This window comes from Sphingomonas quercus, from assembly GCF_018863195.1.
In the GTDB taxonomy this organism is placed as follows: Bacteria; Pseudomonadota; Alphaproteobacteria; order Sphingomonadales; family Sphingomonadaceae; genus Solisphingomonas; species Solisphingomonas quercus.
The window spans coordinates 546,304-563,371 of sequence record NZ_JAHKRT010000002.1 but is presented as its reverse complement, the minus strand read 5'-3'; the positions used below and the strand labels follow the sequence as shown (position 1 = coordinate 563,371).

At 67.1% G+C, this 17,068-nt stretch carries 11 protein-coding genes; 10 read left to right on the top strand and 1 reads right to left on the bottom strand.

Features of this window, described 5'->3' with window-relative positions:
• Nucleotides 1-9: 9 nt before the first annotated feature.
• From KOF26_RS05800 to KOF26_RS05755, 10 genes are all read left to right on the top strand, one after another.
• Nucleotides 10-2,922 (top strand): TonB-dependent receptor, encoded by a 2,913-nt coding sequence (locus tag KOF26_RS05800; RefSeq protein WP_216321481.1) that lies wholly within the window; start codon nt 10-12, stop codon nt 2,920-2,922.
• 309 nt (nt 2,923-3,231) lie between these two features.
• On the top strand, nt 3,232-4,803 hold the full coding sequence (locus KOF26_RS05795) for an alpha-N-arabinofuranosidase (protein ID WP_216321479.1): 1,572 nt from the start codon (nt 3,232-3,234) through the stop codon (nt 4,801-4,803).
• A 10-nt stretch (nt 4,804-4,813) separates the two neighbouring features.
• Nucleotides 4,814-5,887, top strand: a complete 1,074-nt coding sequence (locus KOF26_RS05790; protein ID WP_363181891.1) for an alpha/beta hydrolase — start codon at nt 4,814-4,816, stop codon at nt 5,885-5,887.
• Nucleotides 5,888-5,949: 62 nt separating this feature from the next.
• Nucleotides 5,950-8,568, top strand: a complete 2,619-nt coding sequence (locus KOF26_RS05785) for a glycoside hydrolase family 3 C-terminal domain-containing protein (protein ID WP_216321476.1) — start codon at nt 5,950-5,952, stop codon at nt 8,566-8,568.
• A 188-nt stretch (nt 8,569-8,756) separates the two neighbouring features.
• Nucleotides 8,757-9,599, top strand: coding sequence for a 3-keto-disaccharide hydrolase (locus tag KOF26_RS05780; RefSeq protein ID WP_216321473.1), 843 nt, complete (start codon nt 8,757-8,759; stop codon nt 9,597-9,599).
• Nucleotides 9,596-10,162, top strand: coding sequence for a gluconate 2-dehydrogenase subunit 3 family protein (locus tag KOF26_RS05775; RefSeq protein WP_216321469.1), 567 nt, complete (start codon nt 9,596-9,598; stop codon nt 10,160-10,162). Before KOF26_RS05780 ends, KOF26_RS05775 begins: the two co-directional genes overlap by 4 nt.
• Nucleotides 10,159-11,010 carry a sugar phosphate isomerase/epimerase family protein gene (locus KOF26_RS05770; protein ID WP_216321466.1) on the top strand — a complete coding sequence of 284 codons (852 nt, stop codon included), beginning with the start codon at nt 10,159-10,161 and terminating at the stop codon, nt 11,008-11,010. The genes KOF26_RS05775 and KOF26_RS05770 overlap by 4 nt, the downstream gene beginning before the upstream one ends.
• Before the next feature lie 10 nt (nt 11,011-11,020).
• Entirely contained in the window at nt 11,021-12,703 is a 1,683-nt protein-coding gene (locus KOF26_RS05765; protein ID WP_216321463.1) for a GMC oxidoreductase, read from the top strand.
• A gap of 20 nt (nt 12,704-12,723) precedes the next feature.
• Complete coding sequence (locus tag KOF26_RS05760; protein ID WP_216321461.1) at nt 12,724-13,866, top strand: Gfo/Idh/MocA family protein; 1,143 nt, start codon at nt 12,724-12,726, stop codon at nt 13,864-13,866.
• On the top strand, nt 13,863-14,915 hold the full coding sequence (locus tag KOF26_RS05755; protein ID WP_216321458.1) for a sugar phosphate isomerase/epimerase family protein: 1,053 nt from the start codon (nt 13,863-13,865) through the stop codon (nt 14,913-14,915). Before KOF26_RS05760 ends, KOF26_RS05755 begins: the two co-directional genes overlap by 4 nt.
• A gap of 10 nt (nt 14,916-14,925) precedes the next feature.
• Here the strand turns inward: KOF26_RS05755 and KOF26_RS05750 are convergent, their stop codons facing one another.
• Nucleotides 14,926-17,067 carry an alpha-glucuronidase family glycosyl hydrolase gene (locus tag KOF26_RS05750; RefSeq protein ID WP_216321785.1) on the bottom strand — a complete coding sequence of 714 codons (2,142 nt, stop codon included), beginning with the start codon at nt 17,065-17,067 and terminating at the stop codon, nt 14,926-14,928.
• Nucleotide 17,068: the final 1 nt, after the last annotated feature.

Here is a 17,068-nt window from a genome sequence, read left to right as displayed (position 1 = left end):
GAACTGAATATGGCTGATTGGACCGCCAAGAATCCGTCCGGCCGGCGTATCGCGCTGGTCGGGGCCACGAGCATGTTAGCGTTAGCGGTTGCAGCGCCCGCCTTTGCTCAGGCACAACCCGCCCCCGGCGGGGATAACGGGGCTCCGCAGGACGAGATCGTCGTCACCGGGCTGCGCGGCTCGCTGCAGCGCAACCTCGACATCAAGCGCTCGGCGCCCGGCGTGGTCGACGCGATCTCCGCCGAGGATATCGGCAAGTTCCCCGATTCGAATGTCGCCGCATCGCTCCAGCGGCTGCCCGGCGTTTCCATCCAGCGCGCCGGCGCGCGCGGCGAAGCGACCGGCATCACCGTTCGCGGCTTCGGCGGCGATTTCAACGAAACGCTTTATGACGGCCGGCGGGTATCGACCGCGACCGGACAGCGCTCGGTCGACTTCTCGACGATCGGCGCGGATTTTGTCGGCCAGCTCAACCTGCTGAAGACGCCCGACGTAACCATCGCCGCCAACTCGATCGGCGCCACCGTCAACATCATGTTCCCGAAGCCGTTCGACCATCCGGGCCTGCGCCTGTCGGCGAGCGCCTCGGGCTCGTGGCAGGAGGACGCCAAGAAGGTCGTGCCGACCGGCGGTCTGCTGTTCAGCGACACCTTCGCCGACGACACGTTCGGCATTCTCGCGGACGTCGTCTACACGCGCCACGACACGCAGGCGAACAACGTCTACATCAACGGCTTCAACTTCAGCACCTATGCGCCGTGCCAGCTGGCCGGCAGCACGGCCGCCAGCTGCAACCCCTCCGACACATCCGCCACCGCGTCGGACCGTCGCTCCGTGATCGGTGCGTTCCCGCAGCAATATGGCGCGCAGCAGGTCTATACCAAGGATGAGCGCATCGACGGCCGCGTCGCCGTGCAATGGCATCCGACCGACGAGGTGATGGTCACCCTCGACGACAATTACTCGCGCCAGCAGGTCCGCTCGCACTCGTTCGGCTATGGCGTGTGGTTCAACCAGGGCAGCCTGCGCAACGTTCAGCTCGACAGCAACGGCGTTCCGACCAATTTCAGTCAGGCCGGCTCGCAGACCGATTTCGTCGCCAACGACACCGACAACGTCCTCGAGACCAACCAGACCGGTCTCAACGTCAAATGGGATGTGTCGGACAATTTCTCGGTCGAAGCCGACGGCAATTACTCGAAGAGCTGGCGCAATCCCGGCGGCCGGATCAACGACGACAATGCCGATGTCGGCTACGGCTATGCCATTGGCCCCAATCTCGGCGTGAAGATCGACGGGAACAGCGACGACACGCTGCCGGTCCTCGTCAACTATGGCGCGGGCGGCAACCCGGCGCGCTTCGCCGACACCTCGGTGTTCGGCTCGCACGTCATGGTGCGCCAGGCCAACAAGACCACCGACCAGATCAAGCAGGGTCGCCTCGCCGCGCAATGGAAGGACGACAAGTTCTCCATCAAGTTCGGCGGCCAGTATCTGGAAGAGGTCTACAGGAACCAGACGAGCAACACCTTCGCCAATAATTTCTGGCAGGCCTATTCCGGCTATGGCCCGGATTCGGCGACCAATCCCAATTCGGTGGCCGGCGTGCGGTTACCCTCCAGCCTGTTTGCCAACACGGTCGGCGTCGGCGGCTTCATGCCGGGCTTCGCCGGCGCATTGGCGGGGCCGCTGATCAACTACAGCGTCGCCGACGTGCGCAACTATCTGTCCGGGCTCGGCAACCCGCAGACCAAGCAGATCCCCGGCTTCAACTATGCCGACGGTCAGGTCGGCCCGAACTTCACCGGTAATTTCGATCTCGCCCTGGATCCGGCCAGCGTCCAGCGCATCCAGGAGCGCACCTGGGCGCTGTTCGTCCGCGCCAGCTTCGAGACCGAGATCGCGGGCATGCCGCTCTTCTTCAACGCCGGCATGCGCGAGGAACATACCAATATCGCATCGAGCGGCGTCGGCCGCCAGCCATTGACCCTGACCACCAGCGAAGCCGACCGGACGCTGCTCAACGTCACCTACACGCCGACCCAGCCGATCACGGTCAAGAGCAGCTATTCCTATCTGCTCCCGAGCCTCGACATGAAGCTGAACGTCACCGACACGTTCGACCTGCGTTTCGATGCCTCGCGCACGCTGACCCGGCCCAATCTCGGCTTCCTGTCGCCGGTGCTGAACGTGGGCCAGCTGCAACGCATCGGCGCACTGACGGCGACCGGCAACAACCCGGAGCTGCGGCCCTATCTGTCCGACAATTTCGACGTCGCGGCGGAATGGTATTACAAGCGCAATTCCTACATCGCCGTCGACTTCTTCCTGAAGAACGTCAGCAACTTCATCGTCGCCGGTACGACGCGCCAGACCGTGAACGGCGTCGTCGATCCGACGACCGGGCAGCTGGCGAACTTCGCCGTGTCCGCCCGCGTCAACGGGCCGGAGGCGACGGTGCGTGGCGTCGAGATCGCGTGGCAGCACGTGTTCGGCGACAGCGGCTTCGGCTTCCAGGCCAACGCCACGCTCGTCAACACCAACAAGCCCTATGACAAGGCCGATTTCAGCACCAGCGGCTTCGCCGTCACCGGCCTTGCCAATTCGGCCAATGCGGTGGCCTTCTACGACAAGAACGGCTTCCAGATCCGCGCTGCGCTCAACTGGCGCGACGAGTATCTGCTGCAGTTTGGGCAGGCGCAGAACACCGGCTCGTTCGGGGCCGAGCCGACGTTCGTCAACGCCGCGACCCAGGTCGACCTCAGTTCGAGCTGGGACATCACCAACCGCATCAGCGTGTTCGGTGAAGTGCTGAATATCACCAACGAGACCTACAGCACGCATGGCCGCTTCAAGAACCAGCTGCTGACGGTGTTCAACTATGGCCGACGTGTCACCGTCGGCGCACGCTTCCGGCTCTGAGCCGGTTGCCCGGTGGCCGTCGCTCGCGCGGGGCGGCGGCCACCCCCCCCTTTTTTCTGGTCGGACAAAAGCGCGCGGGGACCGTCGGGTCGGACCGGGTCCGACGCGTACAGCATCGAATGTGTCGACCGGCCGCCATGTCCGCCTCACTCTTTGGCGGGTTTCAGGGCGTGTCGCCCGGCGATGCCGACCCGGTTCAGCCTCACGAACCCCTGGCTTGCGGGTCCGCGCTTGAAATAGCCCATTAGTATGAGTAAACCCAGAATCATATATGATCGCTGACGACGGCGACGCAGGAGGGACACAGCGATGCTGAAGACGTTTGGACGCTGTATGGTCGTCGCAGCCGCCCTGTTGAGCGCGGCCCCGGGCGGCGCCGCGGAAGACGCTCCCGGCGCGCAGATGACCCTTCACGCCGATCGCCCCGGCCCGGTCATCGATCGCCGCATCTTCGGGCAATTCGCCGAGCATCTCGGCACCGGCATCTACGGCGGGGTCTGGGTCGGCCCGGATTCGCGCATTCCCAATGTGCGCGGCATCCGCAAGGATGTCGTCGCGGCGCTCCGCAATCTGCAGGTGCCCGTCGTCCGCTGGCCCGGCGGCTGCTTCGCCGACGAATATCATTGGCGCGAGGGCATCGGCCCGCGCAACAAGCGCCCGGTCAAGGTCAACACCCATTGGGGCGGCGTCACCGAGCCGAACAGCTTCGGCACCCATGAATTCATGGACTTCGCCGAGCAGATCGGCGCGGATGCCTATATCTCCGGCAATGTCGGCAGCGGCTCGCCGCAGGAAATGGCGGAATGGGTCGAATATATCACCGCGCCGGCCGGCAGCCTCGCGGACGAGCGCGCGCGCAACGGCCGCAAGGCGCCGTGGAAGCTGCCTTATTTCGGCATCGGCAACGAGCTGTGGGGCTGCGGCGGCAACATGCTGATCGATTATGCCGCCGACGTCACCCGCCGTTACGCGACCTTCATCAAGGTGCCCGCCGGCACCCGCACGATGAAGCTGGCCAGCGGCGCGACGGCCAATGACAGCGCCGAAAAGAACCTCGTCTGGACCGAGGGGATGATGCGCAAGGCCGGCGACGTGATCGACGGCTTCGGGCTTCATTACTACACCTTCCCCGACGGCATGCGGAACAAGCAGTCGGCGACCGAATTCGACGAAGCATCCTGGGCGCGGACGATCGGCACCGCCCTCAAGATCGACGACTATCTCAAGCAGCACATCGCGATCATGGACAAATATGACCCGGCGCGGCGGGTCGAGCTGGCGGTCGACGAATGGGGCACCTGGTTCGCGCCGACACCGGGGAGCAATCCCGGCTTCCTCCAGCAGCAGAATACGATGCGCGACGCGGTCGTCGCGGCGGTGACGCTCGACGTCTTCACCAAATATGGCGACCGGGTGAAGATGGCCAATATCGCCCAGATGGTGAACGTCCTCCAGGCGATGATCCTCACGGACGGGCCGAAGATGGTGCTCACGCCCACCTATCATGTCTTCGAGATGTACAAGCCCTTCCAGGACGCGACCCGACTGGCGCTCGATGTGAAATCCAGCTGGTACGCCAAGGACGGCTGGTCGATCCCGGCGGTCAGCGCCACCGCGGCGCGCGCCAAGGACGGAATGATCTATGTCGCGCTCACCAATGTCGATCCGAACCAGCCGGCGCCGGTCACGGTGAGCCTCGCCGGCGCCACGGCCACGACGGTGACCGGCCGCGTGCTCACCGCGCCGACGATGCAGTCCTATAACGACTTCGATCGGCCGCAGCAGGTGGCGCCGGCCCCTTTCACCGGCGCCACCGTCGCCAACGGCACGCTGACGGCGACACTGCCGCCGCATTCGGTGGTCGTCCTGTCGCTGCGCTGAGGAGCTGAGCGTGAAAAGGCAACATGTCCGACCCGTCCTCGCCTGCCTCCTGATGGCGACGATGGGGACACCGGCGGGCGCGCAGGCGGTGACCAACAGCCCGCCGGCCGTACCCGGCGCGCCGGCGGTGACGCTGGAACATATCAAGGTCCACGCGCCGAGCATCGAGGGCAATCTCGAAGGCGAGGCGGCGGATCGCGACGTGATCGTAGCGCTCCCGCCGAGCTATCGCACCAGCCCGGGGCGCCGCTACCCGGTCCTCTATGCGCTCCACGGCTACTCGATCGGCGCGGCCCAGTGGTTGCAGGAGATCCACGCCCCGCAGACGATCGCCAACGCCTTCGCCAAGGGCGCGCACGAGATGATCGTCGTGTTCCCGGATGCCAAGACCATCCACAACGGCTCGATGTATTCCAGCTCGCCCACCACGGGCGACTTCGAGACATTCGTGGCGCGTGATCTGGTGCGCTTCATCGACGGCCATTACCGCACCATCGCTGATCGGATGAGCCGCGGCCTCGCCGGCCATTCGATGGGCGGCTACGGCACCAGCCGCATCGGCATGAAGCATGCCGACATGTTCGGCGCCATCTACATGATGAGCCCCTGCTGCCTGTCGCCACGCGACCCCCGCCAGCTCGACCCGGCGGCGCTGGCGCCGTTGGCGCAGGTCAGGTCGGCGGCGGATTCGGCGGCGCTGCCGTTCGGGCTGCGCGCGCAGCTGGCGAGCGCGGCCGCCTGGTCGCCCAATCCGAAGAACCCGCCCCTCTATCTCGACCTGCCCGTGACGGACGGCGCGGTGCGGGCGGATGTGGTGGCCAAATGGGCGGCCAACGCGCCGCTGTCCTTCGTCGACCAGTATATCGGGGCGCTGCGTCGCTATCGGGCGATCGCCATCGACGTCGGCGACGAGGACGGGCTCAAGGTCGATGCCGGCAAGCTGCACGCCGTGCTCGATTCCTACGGCATCGCCAACCGGTTCGAAATCTACCCCGGGACGCATGTCAGCAACGTCGCCTTCCGCTTCCAGGACCACGTGCTGCCCTTCTTCAGCCAGCATCTCGCTTTCCCGAACGGCCGCTAGCGCCGACGGCGCTTCAACAGGGGATTATCGCAATGCCCGGATCAGCAGGCAGGACTATTCGCATGATGGCGCTGGCCGGCGCCGCTCTCATCCTGGCGCAGCCCCTGCCCGCCGCAGACACGGCGCCGCGCGCGGCGGCCGACGCGCTCGCCGCCGGCATCGTCGCCAGGATGACCGAGGACGAGAAGGTCAACCAGCTCGTCAATGTCGCCCCGGCCATCCCGCGGCTCGGCATTCCGGCCTATAACTGGTGGACGGAATCGCTGCACGGCGCGATCGGCGTGGTGCCGACCACCAACTTCCCCGAGCCGATCGGGCTCGCCGCGACATTCGACGCGCCGCTGGTGCATGAGGTGGCCGGGGTCATCAGCGTCGAGGTCGCCGCCCTGCACACGCTCGGCCGGCAGACCGGCAAGCTCGGCAAGATCGGCACCGGGCTCGACACCTGGTCCCCGAACATCAACATCTTCCGCGATCCGCGCTGGGGGCGTGGCCAGGAAACCTATGGCGAGGACCCCTATCTGACGGCGCGGCTCGGCGTCGCCTTCGTCACCGGCATGCAGGGCCCCGATCCCGAGCACCCGGCAGTGATCGCCACGCCCAAGCACTTCGCAGTGCACAGCGGGCCGGAGCCGAGCCGCCATGTCGACGACATCTGGATCTCGGACCATGACCTCGAGGATACCTATCTTCCGGCGTTCCGCGCGGCCATCGTCGAGGGCAAGGCCGGCTCGATCATGTGCGCCTATAATCGCGTCGCCGGACAGCCGGCCTGCGTCAGCGACGTGCTGCTCCGCCAGCATCTGCGCGGCGCGTGGGGCTTCACCGGCTATGTCGTGTCGGACTGCGACGCGGTGGTCGATATCTACGATCATCATCGCTATGCCCCGGATGCCGCGACGGGCGTCGCGGTGGCGCTGAAATCCGGCGTCGACAATGAATGCAATACCAGGACGCTCGGGGGCGCGACCAATCTCGGCGACCGCTACAAGGAAGCGCTGCAACGCGGCCTGATCACCCAGACCGATCTCGACCGCGCGCTCGTCCGCCTGTTCTCGGCGCGGCTGCGCAACGGCGATCTGCCCGGCGTACGCCCGGTCAGTGCCGTGCCGGTCGCCGCCATCGGCACCCCCGATCACCAGGCGCGCGCGCTTCAGGCCGCTGCCGAGAGCCTGGTGCTGCTCAAGAATGACGGCGTGTTGCCGCTGAAGACCGGGGCGAAGGTGGCGCTGGTCGGGCCGCTCGCCGACGCGACGCGGGTGCTGCGCGGCAACTATTCCTCGACCCAGTCAGCGCCGCCGGTCTCGGCGCTGGAGGGCCTGCGTCAGCGTCTCGGCGCCGGCCGCCTCATCCATGTGCCGTTCGGCACCTCGATCACCGATGGCGACCCGGTGCCCGGTTCCGCCTTCCGCACGCCTGACGGCAAGCCCGGCCTCAAGGCGGAATATTATTCGATGCGCGGCGCAGCGCCGACCGCGCCGGGCATGAGCGCCAGCTATGATCCGCAGCCGACGGTGACCCGCGTCGAGCAGGCGATGATCTCCACTGCCGCGCGCGGCGCTCAGCTCAGCGAGGAGAACAAGGTCGTCTGGAGCGGTTTCCTCGTGCCGCCGGAAACCGGCACCTATCGGATTGCGGTCACCGGGGTGAAGGGCGAGCTGACGGTCGACGGCCGTGCCGCGATCGCTGCCACCGACTATGCGCGTCGGGACGGACCATTGCAGATGACCGAGGTCCGGCTGATCAAGGGGCAGCGTTATCCGCTTCGCTTCCAGTCGGAAGGCAGCCGCGCACAGGCGGGCATCTTCTGGAAGCGCGTGTCCACCGATCCCGATCGCGACCTCGCCGCCGGCGTGGCCAAGGCGGATGTGGTGGTCGCCGTGGTCGGCCTCACCTCGGACCTCGAGGGCGAGGAGATGCCGGTCAAGGTGGAGGGGTTCGCGGGCGGCGACAAGACTTCGCTCGATCTCCCCGCAGACCAGCGCGCCCTGCTGGAAAAGGCCAGGGCGCTCGGCAAGCCGCTCATCGTCGTCGTCATGAATGGCAGCCCGGTGAACCTCGCCTGGGCCAAGGCCAACGCCTCGGCGATCGTCGAGGCGTGGTACCCGGGCCAAGCGGGCGGCCTCGCCATTGCCGACGCGCTCACCGGGCGCAGCGATTTCGGCGGGCGGCTGCCGCTGACCTTCTATGGCAGCATCGACGATCTGCCGCCCTTCAACGATTACACGATGAAGGGGCGCACCTATCGCTATTTCACCGGCACGCCGGTCTACCCGTTCGGCTATGGCCTCAGCTATACCAGCTTCGGCTATGCGCCGCTCAGGCTCGAGCCGGCGGCGAGCGGGCCGGAACAGGGGCTTCGCGTGACGACCGAGATCACCAACACCGGGCAGCGCGCGGGCAGTGAAGTGGCGCAGCTCTACCTGAACTTCCCCGACGAGCCCGGCGTGCCCCGCGTGGCATTGCGCGGCTTCCAGCGGCTGTCGCTGAAGCCGGGCGAGCGCCGCACCGTGACGTTCGATCTGTCTCCGCGCGATCTGAGCAGCGTCGCGCCGGATGGCACGCGGCGGGTGGCGGTCGGACGCTATCGGGTGACGGTCGGCTCGGGTCAGCCGGAGAGCGGCGTCGCCGGGCAATCGGCCAACTTCACGACCGCCGCCGCCGTGGTGCTGCCCAAATAGCCGCGTCCGGCTGGTCGGACTATTTTGACCAGCCGGCGCCCGGACGCATGCCGTTGTGCGTCGTTGACATCGCCTGGGGGAGTTGCGATCCACTCAGACAATAGGATGCGGGGTGGATCCGATGGCGTGCCGCAACGGCAACGGCCTCATGCCCGCGATTGACCAGCGACGAGCAAGAGGAGCGAGGCATGCGGCCGGGCTGGAAGTGGGTCTCAGTGGCGCTGCTGACGGGCACCGCGATCGCCCAGGCGCCGCCACCGCCCACAGGCAATCACGATCTCGGCTTCACCGACACGCCGATGCAGCCGGGTGGCAAGTGGCACGTCCACGATCCCGCCCGCCCCGCGCCGGCCGTGGTGACGCCCGGCGCCACCGCTGCCTCGCCGCCCTCCGACGCGATCGTCCTGTTCGACGGACGATCCGCCGACAAGTGGAAGCCCCTCGGCAAGCCCTGGCTGGTCGCCAACGGCGCGCTCACCGTCCCGCCGCGCGACGGTGGCAAGGGCGGCAACGACCTCGCCACGGTGCAGGCCTTCGGCGACGTGCAGCTGCATCTCGAGTTCCGGTCGCCATACCCGCCGCAGCGCAGCTCGCAGAATCGCGGCAACAGCGGCATCCAGTTCATGCAACGCTACGAGCTGCAGGTGCTGGACGGCTATCAGAACCCGACCTACGCCGACGGCACGCTCGGCAGCGTCTATGGCTGGAAGCCGGCGCTCGCCAATGCCGCGCGCAAGCCGGGCGAATGGCAGACCTATGACGTCGTCTTCGAGCGGCCGCGCTTCAACGCCGACGGCTCGCTGAAACGCCCTGCCTACATCACCGCCATCCTCAACGGCGTGCTGGTGCAGAACCATCAGGCGATGCTGGGCACGACGGCGTGGCGGCAGGTATCGACCTACACCGCCCACGAGGACGCGCTGCCGATCCAGCTGCAGGATCATGATTCCCCGGTGTCGTTCCGCAACATCTGGGTACGGCCCCTGCCCGCGGCGGCGATCGAACAGGATCTCACTGGAGAAAAGCCATGATCGACCGGCGCGGCGCGCTCCTCACCATGGCGGCGTTGTTCGGGTCGCAGCTGTTCGCGCCGCTGGCGCGCGCGGCCGGTTTCGTGCCGGGCGTGCGGACGCCGATCAACACCGGCCCGGTGTCGCCGCCGGTGTTCACGCCTGACCAGCGCGCGCTGGTCACCGCGCTCTGCGAGCGGGTGATGCCGACCACGGACACGCCCGGCGCGATCGCCGCCGGCGTTCCCGACTATATCGAGCACATGCTGTCCGACTGGGCGGTCGACGACGATCGCGCGACGATCCTCGACGGGCTCGCCGCGATCGAGGCGCGCAGCCGGCGCGATTATCGCGCCGGCGCCGCCAGCGCCTCGCCCGAACAGCAGGACGCGCTGCTCACGCTGGCGATGAACGGCGCGCTGCCCGGCGGCGCCGCTTTCTTCGAGAATTTCCGCCAGCTGGTGGTCACCGGCTATTTCACCTCGGAGATCGGCATCACGCAGGAACGCGAATATCTGCCGGTGCCGGGCCGCTATGACGGCGCCTATCCCTATTCCAGCGTCAACAAGGTGTTTTCGGCATGATCGCGACCCGCCGCACTTTCCTGTCCGCGAGCCTCGGCCTCGCGTCCCTCGCCGGCCTCGGCCCGCTCGTCGGCCGCGCATCGGCGGCGAAGGTCGATCGCATCGGCCTGCAACTCTACACCGTACGCCAGATCTTCCAGAGCGATCCGGTGGGCACGCTCGAAAAGGTGCGCAAGGCCGGCTACACCCAGGTCGAATTCGGGGGCGGCGGCTTTGACGCGATGGACCCGGCGATGCTGCGCAAGGCGATGGATCGCTTTGGGCTGACCGCGCCTTCGCTCCACGTCGCCTACGACCTCCTGCTCAATGATTTCGACAAGGCGCTGGCGATGATCCGGACACTCGGCGCCGAGACGGCGGTGCTGCCGCATCTCGGCGAGCCGTTCCGCAACGCACCCGCCTGGACCGAGGCGGTCGCCAATTTCAATCGCTTCGCGGAGAAGCTCAAAAAGGCCGGCATCGGCTTTGCCTATCATAATCATGATTTCGAATTCCTGGTGAAGCCGGACGGCGTCTCGCTGTGGGATCGGCTGGTCAAGGATCGCGACGCGGCGCTCGTCCGCTTCGAGCTGGACCTCTACTGGGCGATCAAGGCCGGGCAGGATCCGAAGGCGATGATCAGGACGCTCGGCGGGCAGATCTATTCCTACCACGTCAAGGACATGACCCCGGACGGCCGCATGGCCGCGGTGGGCACCGGCACCATCGATTTCGCCAGCATCTTCAAGCTGGACAGCGTGGCAGGCGTGCAGCGTTATTATGTCGAGAATGATCAGGCGCCCGCGCCCTACATCCCCGACATTACCACCAGCTTCCGGAACCTGCGCACGCTGCTGGCGAGCGGCTGAGGGGCAGGACATGGCATCGACCGACCGTTTCGACGCGATCGTCATCGGCTCCGGCGTCAGCGGCGGCTTCGCCGCCAAGGAGCTGACCGAAAAGGGCCTGCGCGTGCTGATGCTCGACCGTGGTTTCATGGTCGAGCATGGCGAGGGCTACACCTATGACGGCAAGCCCCCCTATGAGATCCCGGCGCGGGACACGATGCCGCGCGCGCTGGTCGAGAATGAATATTTCATCGCCAGAAACGGCTATCCGTCGCCGAGCAACCTCGCTTTCTACAATAACGACAAGATCAACCCCTATGATTACGATGCGCCGAACAAATTCTATTGGGTCCGCCCGGCGGCGGTGGGCGGCAAATCCCTGATCTGGGGTCGCTGGTGCTTCCGCTGGAGCCCCGCGGATTTCGAAGCGAACAAGCGCGAGGGCGTCGGCATCGACTGGCCGATCCGCTATGAGGATCTGGCGCCCTGGTACAGCTATGTCGAGAATTATATCGGCGTTTCGGGCTCGCGGGAAAACCTGCCCTATCTGCCGGACAGCGAATTCCAGCCGCCGATGCCGATGAACGTCGCGGAGAAATGGCTGAAGGCGCGGCTGGAAGCAGAGTTCCCCGGCCGCAAGCTGATCAACACCCGGCTCAGCAACATGACCGAGGACAAGCCGGCGCAGAACCGCAGCAAATGCCAGATGCGTAACCAGTGCAGCCGCGGCTGCCAGTTCGGCGCCTATTTCTCGACCCAGGCGGTGACGCTGCCGGCGGCGCGGGCGACCGGGCGGCTGACGTTGCGGCCGGATTCGGTGGTCAGCAATCTCGAATATGACAGCGCGACGAAGCGGGTCACCGGCGTGCGGGTCGTCGATGCCAAAACCGGGCTGGCGGAAGTGATCCCGGCGCGGCTGGTCTTCCTCTGCGCGTCGGCCATGGCGTCGAACCAGATCCTGCTCAACTCGCGTCCTGCGGGCAGCGGCCGGAGCCATTTCGACAGCAGCGGCAGGCTCGGACGCGCGGTGATGGACCACATTCTGCGCGTCAGCGTGTCGGGCGATATCCCCGGCATGGAGGAATATATCGAATATGGCCGCCGGCCGGGCGGGGTCTATGTGCCGCGATTCCGCAATATCGACGGTGACGAGGGCCTCGGCTTCAGGCGCGGCTACGGCTTTCAGGGCGCGGCGCGGCGCGATCCGGCCAGGCCGGTCGGCTTCGGCGCGTCGATGAAGGAAGGAATGCGCCGCTATGGTCCGTGGCGCTTCGGGATGAGCGCGTTTGGCGAATGCCTGCCTTATGACGACAACACCGTCTCGCTTTCCCCCGACAAGCTCGATCGCTACGGCATTCCGCTGGTGCGCTTCGACGTCCGCTTCCGTGACAACGAGATCCGGATGATGGACGACGCGCAGGAGCAGGGTATGGAGATGCTGCGCAGGGCCGGCCTCACCAACGTCACCAGCAGCCGGCGCGAGCATGTGCCGGGCGACTGCATCCACGAGATGGGTGGCGCCGGCATGGGCCATGATCCGCGCAACTCGGTGCTCAACAAATGGAGCCAGGCGCATGATGCCGCCAATCTGTTCGTTACCGACGGCGCGCAGATGCAGTCCGTGTCCAACGTCAACCCGTCGCTCACTTTCATGGCGCTGACGTCGCGTGCGGCGGACACCGCGGTGAAGCAGTTCAGGGCCGGCGCGATCTGAGCCGGCCAGGGAGGTTGAACATGGCGGAACGACCCTTGCGGCTGGGCATGGCCGGCGGCGGCCCAGGTGCCTTTATCGGCCCGGTCCACCGCATGGCGGCGCGGCTCGACGACCGCTTCGCTGTCGTCGCCGGCGCGCTCAGCCGGTCGATCGGCAAATCCCGCGAACAGGGCGCCAGATGGGGCATCGCCGCCGATCGCCTCTATGCCAGCGCCGAGGAGATGATCGCCGCCGAGGCGGCGCGCGACGACGGCATCGAGGCGATCGCGATTACCACCCCCAATGCCAGCCACGCGGCGATCACCATCGCGGCGCTGCGCGCGGGAATCGCCGTGATCTGCGACAAGCCGATGACCGCCACGCTTGCCGAGGCCGAGGCGGTCGCCGCCGTCGTCGCCCAAACCGGCGTGCCGTTCGCGTTGACCCATGCCTATACCGGCTATGCGATGGTCCGCGAGGCGCGGGCGCGGATCGCCGCCGGGGCGATCGGCCCGGTGCGCAAGGTCGTCGCCGAATATCCGCAGGGCTGGCTGTCCGAGCCGATCGAGGGGACGAACGCGCAGGCCGGCTGGCGCACCGATCCGGCCCTCGCCGGCGCGGGCGGTGCGATCGGCGACATCGGCGTGCATGCGCTGCAAATGGCCGAATATGTCAGCGGGCTGCGCGTCACCGAGCTCTGCGCTGCGCTCTCGCGCGTGGTGCCGGGGCGGCGGCTCGACGATGATTGCAACGTGCTGCTGCGCTTCGGCAGAGGCGTGCCCGGCGTGCTGATGGCCTCGCAAATCTCCGCCGGTGAGCGCAACGGCATCCGCGTCCGCGTTTATGGCGAACGCGGCGGGTTCGAATGGGCGCAGGAAGTGCCCGATCGGCTGATCCTGCGCGACGCAGACAATTCGCTGCGCATTCTCCATGACGGCGCGCCGGGCCTGAGCGACGCAGCCCGCGCCGCCACCCGGCTGCCGCCGGGGCATCCCGAGGGGCTGATCGAGGCCTTCGCCACCCTCTACCGCGACTTCGCCGACGCGATCGGCGGCGTGCCCGGTATCCTCGATGGCCGCCTTCCGGGCATCACCGACGGCCTGCGGGCAATGCGGTTCATCGAGCTTGCCGTGCGCTCCAGCGAGACGCGGCGCTGGCTCTCGTTCGACGGAGAGACGCTGTGAAGACGATCAAGGGCCCGGCGATCTTCCTCGCCCAGTTCGCCGGCGACGACGCGCCGTTCAATTCGCTGCCGGCGATCGCCGATTGGGCGGCGGGGCTGGGTTATCGCGGCGTGCAGATCCCGAGCTGGGACGCACGCCTGTTCGATCTCGCGCGCGCCGCCGAGAGCCAGGATTATTGCGACGAGGTGCTCGGCATCCTCGGCGAGCGCGGCCTCGCCCTCACCGAGCTTTCCACCCATTTGCAGGGCCAGCTTGTCGCCGTGCACCCGGCCTATGATGCGCCGTTCGACGGCTTCGCCGCGCCCGAGGTACGCGGCAATCCGGAGGCGCGGCAGCATTGGGCGGTACAGCAGATGCGCCACGCCGCGCGCGCCAGCCGGCGCCTGGGCCTGATGGCGCACGCCACCTTTTCCGGCGCGCTCGCCTGGCCATATTTCTATCCCTGGCCACAGCGGCCGGCCGGGCTGGTCGACGAGGCCTTTGCCGAGCTGGCACGGCGCTGGCGCCCGATCCTCGACGCATTTGACGAGCAGGGCGTTGATGTCGCCTACGAGATCCATCCGGGCGAGGATCTGCACGACGGCGCCACCTTCGAGCGTTTCCTCGCGCTGGTCGACGATCATCCGCGCTGCAACATGCTGTTCGATCCCAGCCATTTCGTGCTTCAGCAGCTCGATTATCTCGCCTTTCTCGATATTTACCACGAGCGGGTGAAGTGCTTTCACGTCAAGGACGCGGAGTTCCGGCCAAATGGGCGGAGCGGCGTCTATGGCGGCTATCAGAGCTGGGTCGATCGGCCCGGCCGCTTCCGCTCGCTCGGCGACGGGCAGGTCGACTTCAAGGCAATCTTCTCGAAGATGGCGGCCTATGATTTCCCCGGTTGGGCGGTGCTCGAATGGGAATGCGCGCTGAAGCATCCCGAGGATGGCGCGCGCGAGGGCGCCCCGTTCATCCGCGATCACATCATCCGTGTCACCGAGCATGCCTTCGACGACTTCGCCGCTGGCGGCGCGGACGAAGCGGCAAATCGGCGAATGCTCGGGCTCTAGCGCCCGGGCCTCAATTGCCCGGGGCGAACGGCAGCGTGATCGACTGATAATGTTCGAGCGGGTGGGCCGGCGCAGGCACGCCGGCCGGCAGGGGGCGCCTGGACAGGCTGCTCCAATAAGCGAGGCTGGCGTCACGCCACCATTCCGCGTCATGCTGCTCCCTGGTCAGGAATGCGGCCGTCTTGGCGAAGCGCTCCTCGTCGACATAGGGGCGCAGCGCCGCCCATTGCCGCCGCATCGCCGCGACCTCAGCGACGCCATGCTGATAGCGCAGCGCCAGCTCGTCCCACAGGATACGGCCGGAGCGCATCCGGTAATCCCAGGGCAGATGGTGGAACCACAGCAGCTCCTCGTCCGGCGTCGTCTTCGGATCGGCATAAAAGGCAGCGACCGGCGGAGCATATTGGGCCACCGCGTTGCTGCCGCTGGCGGTGCGATTGAAGCCGATGCCGCTCGCATCCGCCCTGGCGTAATAGACCGGGTTCCATTCGGGCCGGGCCAGGGCATGCACCCACGGCGCCGGGCCGTAATGATAGCCGGTGGCCATCTGGTGGTGCAGGCCGAGAGGGGTCATGTAATCCACCACCGCCTCGCGCGAGCGCTGCATCATCGCCACCGCCGGGGTGACGAAGCGCGGGTCCGGCGTGAACGTCATCGCCGCCCATTCGCGGGCGATCGCGGCCGATGAGGCGTCGGGATCCCACGCGAAGCGGCCGAATGCGTACCAGTTGGCCTGGTTGAACGTGGAGCCGCTCCAGTCCCGGTCGACGCCGATATTGGCGACACCGGCGATGCCGGTGATCCGATAGGGATCGACCTTCCCCTGCACCACGCGGCTGACCGTGTCGCCGCGCCCGTGGGCCATGGTGTCGGCGCGCAGCACCTCCTCGAACAATGGCCCGAGATAGGCTAGCGAGAAGTTCTGGCCGAGATATTCCTTGGTGATCTGGAATTCCAGCATCAGCGGCGTGCGCGGCATCGCGCCGAACAGCGGGTGGAACGGCTCGCGCGGCTGAAAATCAATCGCGCCGTTCTTCACCTGGACGATGACATTGTCGTCGAACCTGCCGTCGAGCGGCTTGAAATCGGCATAGGCCTGCTTGGCGCGATCGTCGGGGTTCGCCTCCGAGTAGACGAAGGCGCGGTACATGACGATGCCGCCATGCCGCCGCACCGCCTGCGCCAGTACATTGGCGCCGTCGGCATGGGTGCGGTGATAATCCTGGGGACCGGGCTGGCCCTCGCTATTGGCCTTGACGAGGAACCCGCCGAAATCGGGGATTGCCTTGTAGATTTCGTCGGCCTTGGCCCGCCACCACGCCTGCACCGCGGGATCGAGCGGGTCGGCGGTGTTCAGCTTGCCAATCTCGATCGGCGCCGAGAAGCGCGCCGAGAGATAGATCTTGATCCCCCATGGCCGCATCACGTCGGCCAGCGCGGCGGCCTTGGCGATGAACGGCGCGGTGAGGCTTTCCGGCCGGGCATTGACGTTGTTGAGGACGGCGCCATTGATGCCCAGCGACGCATTGGCCCGCGCATAATCGGTATAGCGCGGCCCCTTCCAGTCCGGCAGCGACCACCAGTCCCAGATCGACTGACCGGCATAGCCGCGCTCCACCGTACGATCGAGATTGTCCCAATGGTTCAGCACGCGCAGCTGCACCTTGGGCGCGGAACGCTCGTCCAGCCGCGCCGGCCAGTCCGCCATCTGCGCACGGCGGAGCAGCGCGAAACTGCCATAGAGCAGACCCGCTTCGCCATTGGCTGCGATCAGGGTGACCGGCACGCCGGCGATGGTGGCGCTGCGGATCACATAGCCTTCGCGCCCGAGGCCCTCTAGCGGCAGCGCCTGCCCATCCAGCAAGCGCGATCCGGCGACGGCAAGCACGATCGCGCCGGCGGCCGGCCGGTCCGCCATCACCGGTGCCACGCCGGTCATCCCCGCAAAGCCGCGGCGCAGCTCGCCGACGGCGGAGGCGAGCAGCGGCGACCGGCCGGGCGCGACGATGCTGGTCGCCCGCGCGTGCAGCGCCGCCCGCTGCGGCGCGGGCGCAAGCGTGTAGCGCAGCCAGAGGTCGTAGCCGTCATCCGCCGCGGCCGGCTCGGCAAGCATCAGCACGGCGAGCAACCCGGCGATCATGCTGCGCAGCATT

Bases quoted from the DNA above. Each gene is read 5' to 3' on its own strand.
- KOF26_RS05800 (WP_216321481.1), top strand. From the start codon at position 10: ATGGCTGATTGGACCGCCAAGAATCCGTCCGGCCGGCGTATCGCGCTG.
- KOF26_RS05795 (WP_216321479.1), top strand. From the start codon at position 3,232: ATGCTGAAGACGTTTGGACGCTGTATGGTCGTCGCAGCCGCCCTGTTG.
- KOF26_RS05785 (WP_216321476.1), top strand. From the start codon at position 5,950: ATGATGGCGCTGGCCGGCGCCGCTCTCATCCTGGCGCAGCCCCTGCCC.
- KOF26_RS05780 (WP_216321473.1), top strand. From the start codon at position 8,757: ATGCGGCCGGGCTGGAAGTGGGTCTCAGTGGCGCTGCTGACGGGCACC.
- KOF26_RS05775 (WP_216321469.1), top strand. From the start codon at position 9,596: ATGATCGACCGGCGCGGCGCGCTCCTCACCATGGCGGCGTTGTTCGGG.
- KOF26_RS05770 (WP_216321466.1), top strand. From the start codon at position 10,159: ATGATCGCGACCCGCCGCACTTTCCTGTCCGCGAGCCTCGGCCTCGCG.
- KOF26_RS05765 (WP_216321463.1), top strand. From the start codon at position 11,021: ATGGCATCGACCGACCGTTTCGACGCGATCGTCATCGGCTCCGGCGTC.
- KOF26_RS05760 (WP_216321461.1), top strand. From the start codon at position 12,724: ATGGCGGAACGACCCTTGCGGCTGGGCATGGCCGGCGGCGGCCCAGGT.
- KOF26_RS05750 (WP_216321785.1), bottom strand. From the start codon at position 17,067: ATGCTGCGCAGCATGATCGCCGGGTTGCTCGCCGTGCTGATGCTTGCC.